The organism is Streptacidiphilus sp. ASG 303 (assembly GCF_020991365.1).
Lineage (GTDB): Bacteria > Actinomycetota > Actinomycetes > Streptomycetales > Streptomycetaceae > Peterkaempfera.
In genome coordinates this window covers 38,987-51,304 of record NZ_JAJLRA010000006.1, presented here as the reverse complement: position 1 = coordinate 51,304, position 12,318 = coordinate 38,987, and the positions used below count along the sequence as shown (strand labels likewise).

Genomic DNA, 12,318 nt, shown 5'->3' with positions numbered 1-12,318 from the left:
CAGGCGTACGCACCTGACCCTTCAAAACCTCTGCACCCTCCCCCATGCCGCTCATCGTCGCACCACCCGGAAGCCGCGTACACCTGGTATACCGCAGGACCTGATGTTACTTCAGCGTTTTATCGACTTCCCGACAGATCAACTCCACAAACCCCGTCGGCGTGTCGCCGGGTCCGACGGGGCGGCCCGCGCGGGCCCCGCCGGCGCCGCGTCGGCGCCCCGTCGGCGGAGCACCGGGGCGCGGCCCGGAGACGGGGGGACGCCTCCGGCGGAAAGCAGAAGGGCCCGCAGCCTGATCGGCTGCGGGCCCTTCTGACGCAGTAGCGGGGACAGGATTTGAACCTGCGACCTCTGGGTTATGAGCCCAGCGAGCTACCGAGCTGCTCCACCCCGCGTCGTTGTGTCCCAACCGTAGCACGCGTTCCGCCGCGACCACGAATCGCTTTCCGACCCGTCGTTCTGCTGCCCGCATCCGGGACGGCGAACCCCCGTGGACGCGTTCCCGTCCGGACACGAACCGTCACGGGCCGCAATCCCCGGGAAGACCGCGGAAAGCCGCCGGGGCGGCGGTCCGGGATCGCGCAGGGGCCGGGCAAAGCGGAAGGCCCGGTGCTGGCGCACCGGGCCTTCCGACGGAGTAGCGGGGACAGGATTTGAACCTGCGACCTCTGGGTTATGAGCCCAGCGAGCTACCGAGCTGCTCCACCCCGCGTCGTTGTGTCCCAACCGTAGCACGCGTTCCGCCGTGATCACGAATCGCTTTCCGCCGCACCGCTCCGCACCCCCTTCGCGCGGACTGCCGGAGTTCCGGGGAACCGGCGGGAAGGGGCCGCGGAAAGCCGCCGCGGCGGCGGCCGGGGATCCGGGGAGGGGAAGGCCCGGGCCGCCGGGAAAGGAGGCAGGAGCCGGAACCGCAGCCCGGACCGCAACCGCAACCGGGAAAAGCGGAAGGCCCGGTGCTGGCGCACCGGGCCTTCCGACGGAGTAGCGGGGACAGGATTTGAACCTGCGACCTCTGGGTTATGAGCCCAGCGAGCTACCGAGCTGCTCCACCCCGCGTCGTTGTGTCTCAACCGTAGCACGTCCCGGGCGGGGGGCGTCACGCCGGACGCCCCCCGCCCCGCCGTCACGGCGTGGGGCTCGGTGCGGGCGAGGGCGCCCCCGAGGGCGCGGGGGACGGCGAACCGGACGGCGCGGGGGACGGCGAACCGGACGGCCGCTGGGCCTTCACCGCCGCGTCGAGCGCGTCCCGGAGCTTCTTCTGCTGCTCGCCGTACGCGGCCCAGTCGCCCTTCCGGAGCGCCTCCTGGCCGGCCTGGAAGGCCGCCTGCGCGTCGTCCAGCGCCTTCTGCACCGCGGGGTTCGCGGGGCCCGCCGGGCCGGTGGGCGAACCCGGCGCGGTCGGCGTCCCGCCGGACGGCGGCGCGGTGCCGCCGGGCTCCGGCACGGTGCCGGCGTCCACCTTGAGCACCTGCTGCAGCGCCTCCTTGAGGGTGTCCGCGTAGGCGACGTTGTCGCTGCCGCCGTAGACGGCGAGCACCTTCTTCAGCTGCGGGTAGTTGATGTTCTTGCCGCGCACGTAGACCGGCTCCACGTAGAGCAGGCCGTCGCCGACCGGGAGGGTCAGCAGGTTGCCGTACTCCAGCGAGGAGTCGCCCTGCTTGAGCAGGTTGATGTCGTAGGCGATGCGCGGGTCGGAGTTGAACTTCGCCTGCACCTGCTGCGGACCGCGGACCGCCTGGTCCCCGCTGCGCTCCGGCATGGTCAGGATGTGCATCCTGCCGTAGTCCGGCCCGGGGTTGGCGTTCACCGCCATGAAGGCCGCCAGGTTCTGCCTGCTGGACGGCACGAAGCTGGTGGTGAGCGAGAACGCCGCCTGCTCGCCCGGCATCCGCACCGTCAGGTAGTACGGGGGCTGGTCGGCGCGGTTCTCGCGGGTCGGGTCGGTCGGCACCTTCCACACGTCGCTGCCGGCGTAGAACGCGGCCGGGTCGGTGACGTGGTAGCGGGTCAGCAGGTCGCGCTGCACCTTGAAGAGGTCCTGCGGGTAGCGCAGGTGCTGCATCAGGGCCGGGTCGATGGCGGACCGGGGCTTCACCGTGCCGGGGAAGGACTTCATCCAGGTCCTCAGCACCGGGTCGCGCTCGTCCCACTGGTAGAGGGTGACCTCGCCGGTGAAGGCGTCGACGGTGGCCTTGACCGAGTTGCGGATGTAGTTGACCCGGTCGGCCTGGGCCAGGACCTGCCGCCCGTCGGCGGTGAGGGAGTCGGCGGTGACGTCGCCCAGGGTGGTGCGGGAGGCGTAGGGGTAGCCGTTGCTGGTGGTGTAGCCGTCCACCACCCACTTCACCTTGCCGCCGACCACGACGGGGTACGGGTCGCCGTCGATGGACAGCCAGGGGGCCACGGCCTCGACGCGCTCCTTGGGGGTGCGGTCGTACAGGATCCTGGCGCCGGGGGTGATCGCCCCGGAGTACAGCAGCTGCGGCTCGGAGAACTTCACCGCGTAGGCGGCCCGGGTGAGCGGGTTGTCCAGGGAGACGCCGCCGCCGCCGTCGTAGGTGTAGGTGACCTCCTTGCCCGCGTCACGGTCGTAGTAGTCGAGCTCCTTGTTGGAGCCGCCGACGACGGAGTACGCGGTGGTCCGCTCGCCGAAGTAGACGCGCCACCTGGTGTCCGCGGGGAACTGCCCCCGGGGCGGCAGGCCGGACTCGGTGAAGACCGGGTCGCCGTCCGGGCCGACGGTGTTGCCCTTGGCGGTCACGGCCGCGTAGCCGTGGGTGTACTTGAAGTGGTCGTTGACCCAGTTGCGGCTGGGGACGCCAGCGAGGTTGAGCTCGCGCAGGCCGATCACGGTGTCCTGGACGCCGGCGCCGGAGCCGTAGCGGTCGATGTCCAGCGGCGAGGCGAAGGAGTAGTAGGACCGCTGCTGCTCGCGCTGGGTGAAGGTGGGCGACACGATGTTGGGGTCCAGCACGCGGATGTTCCCGAGCGTGGCGGTGTCCTTGTCGAGCGCCGCGCGGTCCGGGTCGACGGCGGCCCTGTACTGCTGGACCCTCGTCCCGTCGATGCCGTAGGCGGCCCTGGTGGCGTCGATGTTCTTCCGGATGTACGGCGCCTCCTTGCTCGCCTCGTTGGGCTTGACCTGGAACTGCTGCACGATCGCCGGGTACAGCCCGCCGATCAGCAGCGCGGAGAGCACCATCAGGCCGAAGCCGACCAGCGGGAGCGTCCAGGTGCGGCGCAGCGGCGTGACGAGGAAGAGCAGCGCGCAGATGACGGCGACGCAGCAGAGGATGGTCTTGGCCGGCAGGTAGGCGTTGGCGTCGACGTAGCGCAGGCCGGTCCAGCTGTCGGTGCCGCGGATGGCGCCGGACTTGAGCGCCAGCCCGTACCGGTCCAGCCAGTACGCGACCGCCTTGAGCGCCACGAAGACGCCCAGCAGCACCGCGAGGTGGCCCTGCGCGGCGGTGGAGACCCGCCGCCCCGGGCCCTGCAGCCGCAGCCCCCCGTACAGGTAGTGCACCAGCACGGCGGCGAGCAGCGCGACGACCACGGCGCTGAAGCCGAAGTCGAGCAGGAAGCGGTACCAGGGCAGGTCGAAGGCGTAGAAGGAGACGTCCTTGTGGAACTGGGGGTCCCGGGTGCCGAAGGAGGTGCCGTTGACCCACTGGAGCCAGGTACGCCAGCGGCCGGTCGCCGCGGCGCCGGCGATGAGGCCGGTGACCACGGAGGCGCCCAGCAGCACCCAGCGGCGGTAGGGGGCGACGCCCATGCGGTAGCGGTCGAGGCCCTGCTGCTCCGGGGACATCGCGCTCAGCGGCGGGCGCAGGCGGTGGGCGAGCCAGATGTTCAGCCCGACGGTCAGGGCCATCAGCAGGCCGAAAACCGCGAAGAGCCCGGTCTTGGTCCACAGCCGGGTGGTGAACACCGAGGAGTAGTGCAGCGAGCGGTACCAGAGCCAGTCGGTCCAGAACCCGGCGAAGACGGCGAAGAGGAGTGCCAGCACCGCGAGCACGCCGGCGGTCAGCAGCAGGGCGCGGGAGCGCCGGGAGGACGCGCCGACTCTGAACCGGGGTCCGGAGGGCCCCGCCCCTCCGCGGTCCGGCATCTGGAATACCAAGGTGCACACCTCTGTCGTCAGTGGGTCGGTGGGTCGGTGGGTCGGTGGGTCGGTGGGTCGGTCAGCGTCAGATAGGCAACTTACCCGGCATTCGGCCGAGTTCCCGGGGCTCCCGGATTACCGGCCCCCGGACTCCGCGGCGCCCGGCGGGAGCGGGGCGCGGGGACGGGGCGGGCGGGGCGCGGGGGCGGGCCGGGCGGGGCGCGGGGGCGGGCCGGGCGGGGCGCGGACCGGGGGCCTCCTGGAGGGGGGCGGGGGCCGCCGGGCGTGTGAGGATAGGGCCATGTCCGAGCACCCCGAGACCCCCGACGCGGCCCTGCCCCCCGCCGCGACCCCGCTGACCCGCGCCGTGCTGGAGATCGACGGCTACGCGGCCACCCTGGGCTGGGACCTGCCCGCGCGGCTCTTCGCCCTGGTGGACACCGGCCGCCTGCTGAGCAGCGAGCCCGCCCTGGCCGAGCAGCTGGGGCTGGAGGGCGCCGAGCCCGGCGGCCTGACGCCCGTGGAACAGGACGAGCTGCCCGAGGGCGCGGCGCTCGACGACTTCCTCGGCACCATCGCCTGGCCGGACGTGGTGTCCGGCTGCGCGCTGGTGGTGGAGCGGCTGATGCTGCCGCCGGACGCCGAGGCGAAGCTGCCCGAGGGGGCGGACGAGCAGCAGCTCGCCGCGTGGGTGGCCGAGCACCCCGAGCGCCAGGAGGTGCGGATCACGGCGGCGGTGCTGCGCGACGGCTCCCGGGAGACGGCGCTGCGGCTGCGGTCGAAGGACTCGGCCCGCGAGGTGCTGACCGGCGAGAGCCTGGTCCCGGGCCTCTCCGAGGCGCTGCTGGCGACCTTCGCCTGATCCTGCGCGGCCGGCGCACCCTCCGGACGGCCCGGCGGGCGCCGGGCCGTCAGCGGGCCTCCGGGCACCGGCGGGAGCGGGCCGCCGTCAGCGGGAGCAGGACGGCAGCGCGGCGGTGTCGCCGGTGCGGATGGCGTCCAGCGCCTCGAGCGCGCCGTGCAGGGTCTCCACCTTCACCAGGGTGAGTCCCGCCGGGGTGTCCCTGGCGGCCTCGGCGCAGTTCTCGGCCGGGGTGAGGAAGTACTGCGCCCCCGCGTTGCGGGCGGCGATGGTCTTCATGGAGATGCCGCCGATCGGGCCGACCCTGCCCGCGTCGGTGATGGTGCCCGTGCCGGCGACGAACTTCCCGCCGGTGATGTCGGACGGCTTCAGCTTGTCGACGATGCCGAGGGAGAACATCAGCCCCGCGCTCGGCCCCCCGACGTCCTGCAGGCCGATGTCGATGCTGAACGGGAAGGTGTGCTTGGTGCCGGGCTGGATGCCCACCATGGCGCGGTCGCCGTCGGGGGCCTTGACGGTGGTGACGGTCACCTTGCGGGCCGCGGAGGCGGCCTTCCCGTTCGGGACCACGGTGAAGACGACCGGCTGGCCGGGGCGGTGGCGGGTGACGAGCTTGGCGACCTGCTCCGGCGCGGTGACGGCGGTGCCGTCCACGGCCTTGACGGTGTCGCCCGCGTGCAGCCGGCCCTGGGAGGGCGAGCCGGCGACGACCGAGCCGACGATCACGTCGGTCCCCACCTTGTAGCCGAGCTCGCGGAGGGCGGCGGCCTTGGCACTGTCCTGCGAGGAGGCGAACTCCTCCGCGTTCTGCTGCTCGGCCTCCTGCTCGGTCTGGTGGTCCGGGTAGAGGTTGTCGTGCGGGACGACGGCGACGTCGTTGCGCAGCCAGCCGATGACGGCGGAGACCAGGCTCGGCTGGTAGTCGGCGCTGGTGACCTGGACCGTGGTCATGTTGAGGTGCCCGCTGGTCGGGTAGGTCCGCTGCCCGGTGATGCTGATCACCGGCTTGCCGTTCTGCTGCCCCAGCGTGTTGTAGGTGGGGCCCGGGCTCATCTCCGAGTACGGGACCTTCATGGCCGGCAGCACGGAGGCGCACAGCATCGCTATGAGCAGCAGGGTCGCGGCGAGCATCGTCGCAGAGCGGCGTGGCATGCCACGACAGTACGGGACGGGAACGGGCCTGCGCGTCCCGGCCCTCGCACCCGGCAGGGATCAGCCCCGCTCGGCGGGTACTGGCGCGGCGGTGCTGCGCTCCATGGCGGCCCGGAAGCGCTCGTAGTCGGCCAGCGAGGCGCCGTCGCCGGTCGCCTTCGGCGGCCTGGCGGCCCAGGCGGCCCACAGCGCGGCGGCGACCACCGCGACGACCGGAATGACCAACCAGGCGAGCGCGCCCATACCCGTACTCCCAGCTCAGATGCCTATGAGCAGATTATCCACCGGACCGGGGGACGCAGACGGCGCCCCGGCCCCGTATTCGCCCGGACGGGTGACGGCCCCGGGCGGGGCCGGAGACGGCGGCGGGCCGGGGTCAGCAGGCGCCGACCCACTCCTCCCCGCCGTCCGCGAACACCTGGTGCTTCCAGATCGGGACCTCGTGCTTGAGGTCGTCGATCAGGCGGCGGCACGCCTCGAACGCCTCCGCCCGGTGCGGGCAGGAGACGGCGACGATCACCGCGGTGTCCGTCACCTCCAGGTCGCCCACCCGGTGCACGGCGGCGAGCGCGCGGACCGGGAAGTCCGCCGCGACCTTCTCCGCGACCCGGCGCAGCTCGCGCTCGGCGGTGGGGTGGGCGCTGTACGCCAGGGAGGTCACCGGCCGGCCGCCGTCGTGGTCGCGGACGGTGCCCACGAAGACGGCGGTGCCGCCGGCCGCGGTGTCGCCGACGGCCGCGTACACCTCGTCGAGGGAGAGCGGCGTGTCGCGCAGCGCGAGCAGGCGGACGGGGTCGGGGATCTCCGGCATGGCCCCTACGATACGGCCTCCCCCCGACAGCCCCCGCAAGATCAACCCCGTCGGGTCCGGCGCGTCACCGGGTCGGGCCAGGGATGTCACCGGGTCGGGCCATGCGCACGGCCGGACGGGGGCCGGACAGGGCGCGGGGCCGGGGCCGGAGAGGGCGCGGGAGCGGCGCCGGACAGGGCGCGGGGCGTGGGGGCGGGGCCGGTACCGGGCGGGACCGGGGGCGGGGCCGGAGCGCGGCCGCGCACGGGCGGGCCCGGCGCTGCGGGCGCCGGTCAGGCGCGGCGGCGGCGGCGCGCCCGGCGGACCAGCGCGGCCGTGCCCACCAGCGCCACCGTGGCGCCCGCCGCGCCCAGCGTGGTGGCGGCGTCCTTGCCGCCGAGGCGGCGCCCGGCCACCGCGTGGTTGCCCTCCACCTGGGCGAGCAGCTCGGCCAGCACCTCCTCGTTGGTGTGGACCGGGCGCCAGCCGGCCTCGTGGAGCCGGCTGCCGGAGACCACCCACGGGTACATGGTGTACGCCAGGTCCCCGGCGGGGGCCGGGGTGAGGCCCAGCCGGTGGAGCCGGGCCGCGGTGCCGAGCGCCAGCGAGGCGGGCAGCTCCATCCGCCGGATGCCGGAGAGCTGCTCCACCTCCTCCTGCTCCAGCCAGCCGTCGCAGCCCACCGTGACCTCGCCCTCGACGCGGCCGAGCACGGCGTACTCCAGGGCGGAGGCCAGGTCGTCGACGTGGCAGAACTGCCAGCACGGCCGGGAGCCGGCAACCACCAGCAGCCGGGGCGCCTCGAAGTGCCGGGTGAGGACGGTGTCGACGCCGGGCCCGACCACCACGGCCGGGCGCAGCACGGTGACGTTGAGCCCGGGGTGGGCGCGGGGGGCGCGCCGGCCGAGCCGCTCGACCTCCAGCAGGTCGCCGACGAGGGATGCCTCCTCCGTGGCGCGCAGTTCGGCGTCCTCCGCGAGCGGCACCTCGTTGTCGGGCAGCGCGCCGTAGACCATGGCGGAGGTGCAGAGGACCACCCGGTGCACCCCGGCGGCCGCGGCGGCGGTGAGCACGGTCTGGGTGCCGCGCACGTTGTAGGCGGAGCGGACCTTGGGGTCGGACTCCATGCCGAGGTCCAGGGCGAGGTGGACCACGACGTCGGCGCCCCGCAGCCGCTCGGCGACGGCGGGGTCCCGGACGTCCAGCACGCGCCAGTGCACGCCGGGGACGTCGCCGCGGCGCTCGTCGACGCCGAGGACCCGGCGCACGCCGGGCGACTCGACCAGGCGGGCGGCCAGCAGCCGGCCGAGGCCGGAGGCCGCGCCGGTGACGGCGACCACCAGGGGCCTGCCGTCGTACGGCACGGGGGCGGCGGCCGGGCGGGCGGCGGCGCCGGGCGAGGCGTCCGCGTGCTCCCCGGCCCCGCGGCCTGCGGGACCGTCGCCGACCGGACCGCCGTCGCCGGCCGGGCCCGCGCCCTCCGCCGGGCCGCCGTCCCCGGTCGGCCCGGCATCCCCGGTCAGCCCAGAGCGAACGTCCGAAGGCGGGGAACTCACCGGCCATCCTCCACGGTTAGTTTTGTTGCGTACGTACGTGTGTCACGTACCGACCATCCTGCCCGAGGCGAGGGCATGGCGGTGCACCCGGCACGGGCAGGCCGCCGACAAGGCCGCCCGCGCCGCGGCGGAGCCGCACGGAACCTCGGACGGGCCATACCCGCCACAGCATGCAGTGACGGCCGACGAGATCGAGGAACTCGTGAGCGACATCCCCTTCGGATTCGGTGTCCCCCCTGAGGAGCCCGAGGACGGAAAGCCCGGCAGGGGCGGTGAGGGGTCCGGCTCCGGCCAGAACTCCGGCGGCGGCCAGAACGCGGGCGGCGAGGGTCCCGGCGGCGGGAAGGGCGGACCGGGGCAGGGCCCCGGCGGCACGCCGAACCCCTTCGGCTTCGGCGGCAACCCGCTCGCCGGGATGTTCGGCATGGGCGGCGCCCCGGGCTCCGGCGGCCCGGCGGACAACCCGTTCGCGGCCATGATGGGCGGCGCCTTCAACCCGGCGGACCTGGGGGCGGCCTTCCAGCAGCTCGGCCAGATGCTCTCCTTCGAGGGCGGCCCGGTCAACTGGGACCTGGCCACCGGCATCGCCCGGCAGACCGTGGTCGCCGGCGACGCCGAGGGCGGCGGCAAGGACCGCTCGGTGCGCGACGCGGAGCGGGCCGCGGTCGCCGAGGCCGTGCGCCTCGCCGACCTGTGGCTGGACTCGGTGACCGACTTCCCCTCCGGCGCCGGCACCGCCGTCGCCTGGAGCCGGGCGGAGTGGATCGAGGCCACCATCCCGGTGTGGAAGGACCTCGTCGACCCGGTCGCCGAGCAGGTGGCCGGCGCCATGGGCGGCGTGGTCCCCGAGGAGATGCAGGCCATGGCCGGCCCGCTGCTGGGCGTGATGCGCAGCATGGGCGGCGCCATGTTCGGCACCCAGATCGGACAGGCGCTGGGCGCCCTGGCGGGCGAGGTGGTCGGCTCGGCCGACGTCGGCCTGCCGCTGGGCCCGCCCCGCCAGGCGGCGCTGCTGCCGCAGAACATCGAGAAGCTCGGGGAGGGGCTGGACATCCCCGCCGAGGAGGTCCGGCTGTACCTCGCCCTGCGCGAGGCCGCCCACCAGCGGCTCTTCGCCCACGTGCCGTGGCTGCGGCAGCACCTGTTCGGCGCCGTGGAGGCCTACGCCCGCGGCATCAGGGTCGACACCGCGCGACTGGAGGACATGGTCGGGGAGCTGGACCCGTCCAACCCCGAGGCGCTGCAGGAGGCGCTGCAGGGCGGCGTCTTCCAGCCGGAGGACACCCCGGAGCAGAAGGCGGCGCTGGCCCGGCTGGAGACCGCGCTGGCGCTCGTCGAGGGCTGGGTCGACGCGGTGGTCCACGCCGCGGCGTCCCCGCACCTGCCGCACGCCGCCGGACTGCGCGAGACGCTGCGGCGGCGCCGGGCGACGGGCGGCCCCGCCGAGCAGACCTTCGCCACCCTGGTCGGCCTGGAGCTGCGGCCGCGGCGGCTGCGGGACGCCTCCCGGCTGTGGGCGTCGCTGGCCGACGCGCGGGGCCTGGAGGGCCGCGACGCCCTCTGGGGGCACCCCGACATGCTGCCCACGGCGGACGACCTGGACGACCCGGACGGCTTCGTCCACCGTGAGGAGCTGGACCTGAGCGGCTTCGACTTCTCCGACCTGGAGAAGCCCGGCACCGCGGGGCAGGCGCAGGAGGGCGGCTCCGGGCGGGAGAATGGCCCCGGCCCGGAGAAGGGCACCGGCCCGACCCCCCCGGGGGAGGACCCGGACGGCGGGACCGGCGACGGGAAGGACGACCCCACCGCATGACGCTGCACGACGACGCCCTCCGGGCACTGAAGGACTGGACCGCACCGGACACGCCCGAGGGCGGCCAGGAGCAGCTGCGGCTGGACTACATCGAGCACCTCGCGTCCCACCGGGACGGCCTCTGGCGGTCCTGCACCCCCGCGCACGTCACCGCCAGCGCCGTGGTCGTGGACCCCGGTCACGGTCGGGTGCTCCTCACGCTGCACCCCAAGGTGGGCCGCTGGCTGCAGATGGGCGGCCACTGCGAGCCGGAGGACGCCACGCTGGCCGGCGCCGCCCTGCGGGAGGCGACGGAGGAGTCCGGCATCCCGGGCCTGGTGCTGCTGGACGCCGGCGACGGCGTCGCCCCGGTGCGGCTGGACCGGCACCGGGTGCGCTGCGCCGGGCGCGACCGGCCGGAGAACGTCCACCTGGACGTCCAGTACGTCGCCGTCGCCCCGGCCGGGGCGGAGGCCGCGATCAGCGAGGAGTCCCTGGACCTGCGCTGGTTCGACTACGGCGCGCTGCCCGAGCTCGCGGACCGCTCGGTGCGCGCACTGGTGGAGCGGGCCCGCCTGCTCACCGGCTGACGCCGCCGCCGCGGAGAAGGCCGCGCCCGGCCCCGGCCCCCCGTCAGCGGGGGCCGGGCCGGGCCGCCGGCACGCGCAGCGGGACGCGCTGCGGGGGCAGCAGCTCGCTGGGCTGGACGACGACGTAGCCCGAACCGGAGAACGCCATCTCCCAGCCCTCGGTGGCGGTCCCGCGGCGCCGCCACACCTCGGTGTTGCGGCTCTGGGCCTGGAGCTGGACGTCCAGCTGCGAGGACCAGGCGACCACGGCGTCGGCGTCCGCGTAGCAGTACGCGCCGGGCTCGACGCGCATCACCAGCGGCTGCCCGGAGGTCATCAGCACCACCCGGCCGCTGCCCGACAGCTCCAGGCTGTACGCGCCGACGCCCGCGATGTGCTCGCCGCCCTGGATGTTGACGACCTGCCAGCGGACGGCGGAGTCCAGCGCGAGGACGTAGGGGCTGGTGACGGTCAGCTTCTCGCGCTGCAGGTCGAGGATGTGCAGGTGCTGGGCGAGGTTGGCCAGGTAGACCGTCCCCTCGCCGCTGCAGCGCATCAGCTCCAGGACCAGCGGGTTGCCGCTGCGGCGGCCCTGGCCGGGCGGGGTCCAGCCGGTGAAGGCGACCCGGCCGGTGTGGGCGACCATGGCGCCGCTGCGGGCCAGCACGTCGGAGCGCCCGTCCAGCCGGACCCGCAGCATCTGCGGGTTCTGCAGGGCGTAGCGGTCGTCGGTCCGGTTCTCGGTGTGGCCGAAGAGGGGGCTCTGCACGGTGACGGTCTCCTGGCTCAGCCGCGGATCTTGAGTCGGTCGGAGGTGTCCTCGCTGGGCTGCACCACGACGAAGCCGGAGCCGCCGAAGCCCAGCTGCACCGCCTCGCCGCTGCCCCGGCCGATCAGGGCGCCGACCTTCAGCGTGGAGCGGGCCTTGACCTTCAGCCCGGTGGTCCAGGCGACCAGCGCGTCCGGGTCGACGAAGGTCTCCGCCTCGGCGCAGTCCAGCACCACCGGCACGCCCCGGGAGGTGACGGCGATCCAGCCGCTGCCCGAGACGGTCACGTTGTACAGGCCGGTGCCGGCCAGCAGGGCGGGCCCCTTGACCTTCTCCACCCGGCAGGCGAGTCCGGCGTCGAGCGCGAGGAGGTGCGAGCCGTTCACCGACAGGGACTCGTCGTCGAGCTGGAGGACCAGCACGTCGGCGCCGTAATCGGCGAGGTAGAGGGTGCCGTCGCCCGACCAGGACATCAGCGGGGTGCGCTCCCCCGACGCCCACTCCCCCAGCGCGCTGCGGAACGACTGGGAGAGCGGCTCGTACTGCAGGAAGCCCTCGTAGGCGACCATGGCGCCGGGCTTGGCGTAGACGTCGCGGCCCGCCGTGACGGCGACCCGGCACATGGCCGCCCCGTGGTTGGCCATCCGGGCGCCGGTGGGGGCGGGGGCGAAGTGCCCGATGCCCTGGCCGGGCAGCGGCTGCGTGTCCATGGGCGGCGGCCTC

Annotated in this window: 10 protein-coding genes and 3 tRNA genes; 3 read left to right on the top strand and 10 right to left on the bottom strand. The window is 74.6% G+C overall.

Going from position 1 to position 12,318, the window contains the following annotated elements; genetic code table 11:
• Nucleotides 1-321 precede the first annotated feature (321 nt).
• The 4 genes from LO771_RS10635 to LO771_RS10620 form a co-directional block, all read right to left on the bottom strand.
• A tRNA-Met gene (locus tag LO771_RS10635) sits at nt 322-395 on the bottom strand.
• 243 nt (nt 396-638) lie between these two features.
• Nucleotides 639-712, bottom strand: a tRNA-Met gene (locus tag LO771_RS10630).
• Between the two features lie 273 nt (nt 713-985).
• Nucleotides 986-1,059: transfer RNA gene (locus tag LO771_RS10625), tRNA-Met, on the bottom strand.
• Between the two features lie 67 nt (nt 1,060-1,126).
• Nucleotides 1,127-4,111: a UPF0182 family protein gene (locus tag LO771_RS10620; protein ID WP_230650967.1), complete on the bottom strand. Its 2,985-nt coding sequence runs from the start codon at nt 4,109-4,111 to the stop codon at nt 1,127-1,129.
• A gap of 295 nt (nt 4,112-4,406) precedes the next feature.
• Between LO771_RS10620 and LO771_RS10615 the strand changes: the two genes are divergently transcribed.
• Nucleotides 4,407-4,967: a PPA1309 family protein gene (locus tag LO771_RS10615; protein ID WP_230650392.1), complete on the top strand. Its 561-nt coding sequence runs from the start codon at nt 4,407-4,409 to the stop codon at nt 4,965-4,967.
• An 87-nt stretch (nt 4,968-5,054) separates the two neighbouring features.
• Here LO771_RS10615 and LO771_RS10610 read toward each other — a convergent pair whose 3' ends face one another.
• The 4 genes from LO771_RS10610 to LO771_RS10595 form a co-directional block, all read right to left on the bottom strand.
• Nucleotides 5,055-6,119, bottom strand: a complete 1,065-nt coding sequence (locus tag LO771_RS10610; RefSeq protein ID WP_230650389.1) for a PDZ domain-containing protein — start codon at nt 6,117-6,119, stop codon at nt 5,055-5,057.
• Nucleotides 6,120-6,179: 60 nt separating this feature from the next.
• A complete protein-coding gene (locus tag LO771_RS10605; RefSeq protein WP_374228133.1) occupies nt 6,180-6,344 on the bottom strand; it encodes a hypothetical protein in 165 nt (54 codons plus the stop codon).
• Between the two features lie 151 nt (nt 6,345-6,495).
• Entirely contained in the window at nt 6,496-6,930 is a 435-nt protein-coding gene (locus tag LO771_RS10600; RefSeq protein ID WP_230650383.1) for a molybdenum cofactor biosynthesis protein MoaE, read from the bottom strand.
• 272 nt (nt 6,931-7,202) lie between these two features.
• Entirely contained in the window at nt 7,203-8,273 is a 1,071-nt protein-coding gene (locus LO771_RS10595; protein WP_230650962.1) for an SDR family oxidoreductase, read from the bottom strand.
• A 394-nt stretch (nt 8,274-8,667) separates the two neighbouring features.
• Here LO771_RS10595 and LO771_RS10590 point away from each other — a divergent pair, with 394 nt between their 5' ends.
• Nucleotides 8,668-10,278: a zinc-dependent metalloprotease gene (locus LO771_RS10590; protein WP_230650955.1), complete on the top strand. Its 1,611-nt coding sequence runs from the start codon at nt 8,668-8,670 to the stop codon at nt 10,276-10,278.
• Nucleotides 10,275-10,847, top strand: a complete 573-nt coding sequence (locus tag LO771_RS10585; protein WP_230650380.1) for an NUDIX hydrolase — start codon at nt 10,275-10,277, stop codon at nt 10,845-10,847. Before LO771_RS10590 ends, LO771_RS10585 begins: the two co-directional genes overlap by 4 nt.
• A 43-nt stretch (nt 10,848-10,890) precedes the next feature.
• Here the strand turns inward: LO771_RS10585 and LO771_RS10580 are convergent, their stop codons facing one another.
• Nucleotides 10,891-11,595, bottom strand: a complete 705-nt coding sequence (locus LO771_RS10580; RefSeq protein ID WP_230650374.1) for an AIM24 family protein — start codon at nt 11,593-11,595, stop codon at nt 10,891-10,893.
• 17 nt (nt 11,596-11,612) lie between these two features.
• Nucleotides 11,613-12,305: an AIM24 family protein gene (locus LO771_RS10575; RefSeq protein ID WP_230650371.1), complete on the bottom strand. Its 693-nt coding sequence runs from the start codon at nt 12,303-12,305 to the stop codon at nt 11,613-11,615.
• Nucleotides 12,306-12,318: the final 13 nt, after the last annotated feature.